Annotated in this window: 3 protein-coding genes and 2 pseudogenes; all 5 read left to right on the plus strand. The window is 35.2% G+C overall.

The window, feature by feature from the left end; translation table 11 throughout:
• Nucleotides 1-432: pseudogene (locus tag SA378_RS10870) on the plus strand (butyrate kinase); the annotation flags it as partial.
• Between the two features lie 27 nt (nucleotides 433-459).
• On the plus strand, nucleotides 460-1,134 hold the full coding sequence (locus SA378_RS10875) for an ATP-binding protein (RefSeq protein WP_318526009.1): 675 nt from the start codon (nucleotides 460-462) through the stop codon (nucleotides 1,132-1,134).
• A 16-nt stretch (nucleotides 1,135-1,150) separates the two neighbouring features.
• Nucleotides 1,151-1,366 carry a ferredoxin family protein gene (locus tag SA378_RS10880; RefSeq protein WP_318526010.1) on the plus strand — a complete coding sequence of 72 codons (216 nt, stop codon included), beginning with the start codon at nucleotides 1,151-1,153 and terminating at the stop codon, nucleotides 1,364-1,366.
• A gap of 15 nt (nucleotides 1,367-1,381) precedes the next feature.
• The gene (locus SA378_RS10885; RefSeq protein WP_318526011.1) at nucleotides 1,382-2,443 is read left to right on the plus strand and encodes a 3-methyl-2-oxobutanoate dehydrogenase subunit VorB; all 1,062 of its coding nucleotides are present in this window, start codon (nucleotides 1,382-1,384) and stop codon (nucleotides 2,441-2,443) included.
• Nucleotides 2,443-2,582: pseudogene (locus tag SA378_RS10890) on the plus strand (MFS transporter); the annotation flags it as partial. The gene SA378_RS10885 and the pseudogene SA378_RS10890, both read left to right, overlap by 1 nt.

Genomic DNA, 2,582 nt, shown 5'->3' on the forward strand with positions numbered 1-2,582 from the left:
AAAAGGTCAGGCTCACTTCCAATTGGAGAGATTGTTAAATTATGTTACAGCGGAAAATATTCAGAAGCTGAAATTAATAAAATGATTGTTGGTAAAGGCGGAATCAGTGCGTATTTAGGGACAAACAATGCTAAAGAAGTTAGTGAAAGAGCTGTTGCCGGAGATGAAAAAGCAAGACTTATTTACAGCGCAATGGCTTATCAGGTAGCAAAAGCAGTGGGTGAATATGCAGTTGTCCTTGATGGTGAAGTTGATGCAATATTAATAACGGGCGGAATTGCTTATGATAGAAATTTTGTAGAAATGATAGAAAAAAAGGTTGGATTTATTGCTAGTGTAATAACTTATCCTGGAGAAGATGAACTTCTCGCTTTAGCTCAAGGGGGGCTTAGAGTTCTCAGGGGAGTAGAAGCAGCAAAAGAATATAGATAATAAAATATGCTGAAGGGAGGGGTGTGTATGCGTGATAAAAGATTAGTGGTTGTAATAGGTCATTACGGTAGTGGGAAAACAGAATTCTCAGTAAATTATGCAATAAAACTAAAAGAAAAATATAAAAATGTAAATATTGCTGACTTAGATATTGTTAATCCTTATTTTAGGTCAAGGGAAAAAAGAGAATATTTCGAAAAGAATGGCATTAAGGTTTATGACAGCAGCATAAAAAATACCTCTATAGATATTCCTGCGCTTCCTGCAGAAATAGGGGCTGCTATACAAAACCAAGATGAATATTCCGTCATAGATGTTGGCGGAGATCCTGTAGGTGCGAGAGTGCTTGCCAGATACGCAGAGAAAATAAAAAATGTTGAGTATGACATGTTTTATGTAATTAATGGCAATAGACCTGAAACAAGAACTGTAGCTGATACAATAAAATATTTAAGAATGATAGAAAGTACATCTGGTTTGAAAGTCACAGGCTTAATAAACAACACTCACATGCTTAAGGATACAACAGTGAAAGATGTTGAGTTTGGACATGAACTTACTAAGAAAGTATCTTGGGAAACAGATATTCCTATTAGATATGAAGCTGCTATTAAAGAAGTAGCTTTAAAAATTACAAATAAAGAAATAATTGAAAAGTTATTCCCCATAAATCTTTATATGAGGGAAGAATGGATGAGTTAGAAATGGAGGTTTCGTCATGGCAAAAGGCAAAGTAACAATTAATGAGGATGCATGCAAAGGTTGTGAATTGTGTGTTTCTGTATGTCCAAAACAAATAATTAAATTGAGCAAGGAAAGAATCAACAGTAAAGGCTATAGTCCAGCATATGTAACAAATATGGAAGAATGCATAGCTTGCGGCAATTGTGCAATTATGTGTCCAGATTCAGCAATTAAAGTAGAAAGAATATAACAGTGGAGGTTAATTATGTCTAAAGTATTAATGAAAGGTAATGAAGCTGTAGGAGCAGCAGCTATAAAAGCTGGTTGTAGGTATTTTTTCGGATATCCAATAACTCCTTCAAGTGAAATTCCAGAATACATGTCAAAAGCTTTACCGGAAGTAGGCGGTGTTTTCTTACAGGCAGAAAGTGAAGTTGCTGCAATAAATATGGTTTATGGAGCAGGCGGAGCTGGAGCAAGAGTAATGACAGGATCTTCAAGTCCTGGAATCTCATTAAAACAAGAAGGTATAACTTATGCTGCAGGAGCAGAAATTCCATGTGTTATTGTTAACATGATGAGAGGTGGTCCAGGCCTTGGAAGTATTCAGCCAGGTCAATCAGATTATTATCAATCTACAAGAGGCGGTGGAAATGGAGATTACAGAACATTATGTTATGCTCCAGCTAGCATTCAGGAAACAGTAGATTATGTTATGCTTGCATTTGATAAAGCTGACGAATATAGAAACCCAGTACTTATAGCAGCTGACGGTATGATTGGTCAAATGATGGAAGCTGTAGAATTTAAAGATAATTTAAATACCAATTTGCCTGCAAAAGATTGGGCAACTACAGGAACTCAAGGAAAAAGAGAAAGAAATGTAATCAATTCATTATTCTTACAAGCAGAAGACTTGGAAGCTCATAATAATAAATTGCAAAAAAAATATAAAGCAATGGAAGAAAATGAAGTTTTATATGAAGCGTTTGGATTAGAAGATGCAGAAGTTGTATGCGTAGCTTATGGAACAACTTCAAGAATAGTTAAAACAGCTATTAAGCAAGCAGCTGCAAAAGGAATAAAAGTTGGGATGATAAGACCTATTACATTGTGGCCTTACCCATATGCAATATATAAAGATATAAATCCTGATGCAAAAGGAATACTTGGAGTTGAAATGAGCCAAGGTCAATTGGTCGATGATATTAAAATAGGTATTGAAGGAAGGCTTCCTGTTTATTTTTACGGAAGAACTGGCGGTATGGTTCCTACACCTGCAGATATATTGGCTGAAATTGAAAAAATCGCAGGAGGTACAAAATAATGACTATCGTATATGAAAAATCAAAAGGCTTAACAGATATTCCTTTTCATTATTGTCCAGGATGTACACATGGAGTTATTCATAAATTAGTTGCTGAAACATTAGTTGAGTTGGGAGTATTGGATAATGCTATTGGAGT

The sequence above is a fragment of the Sedimentibacter sp. genome (genome assembly GCF_033447055.1).
GTDB lineage: Bacteria > Bacillota > Clostridia > Tissierellales > Sedimentibacteraceae > Sedimentibacter.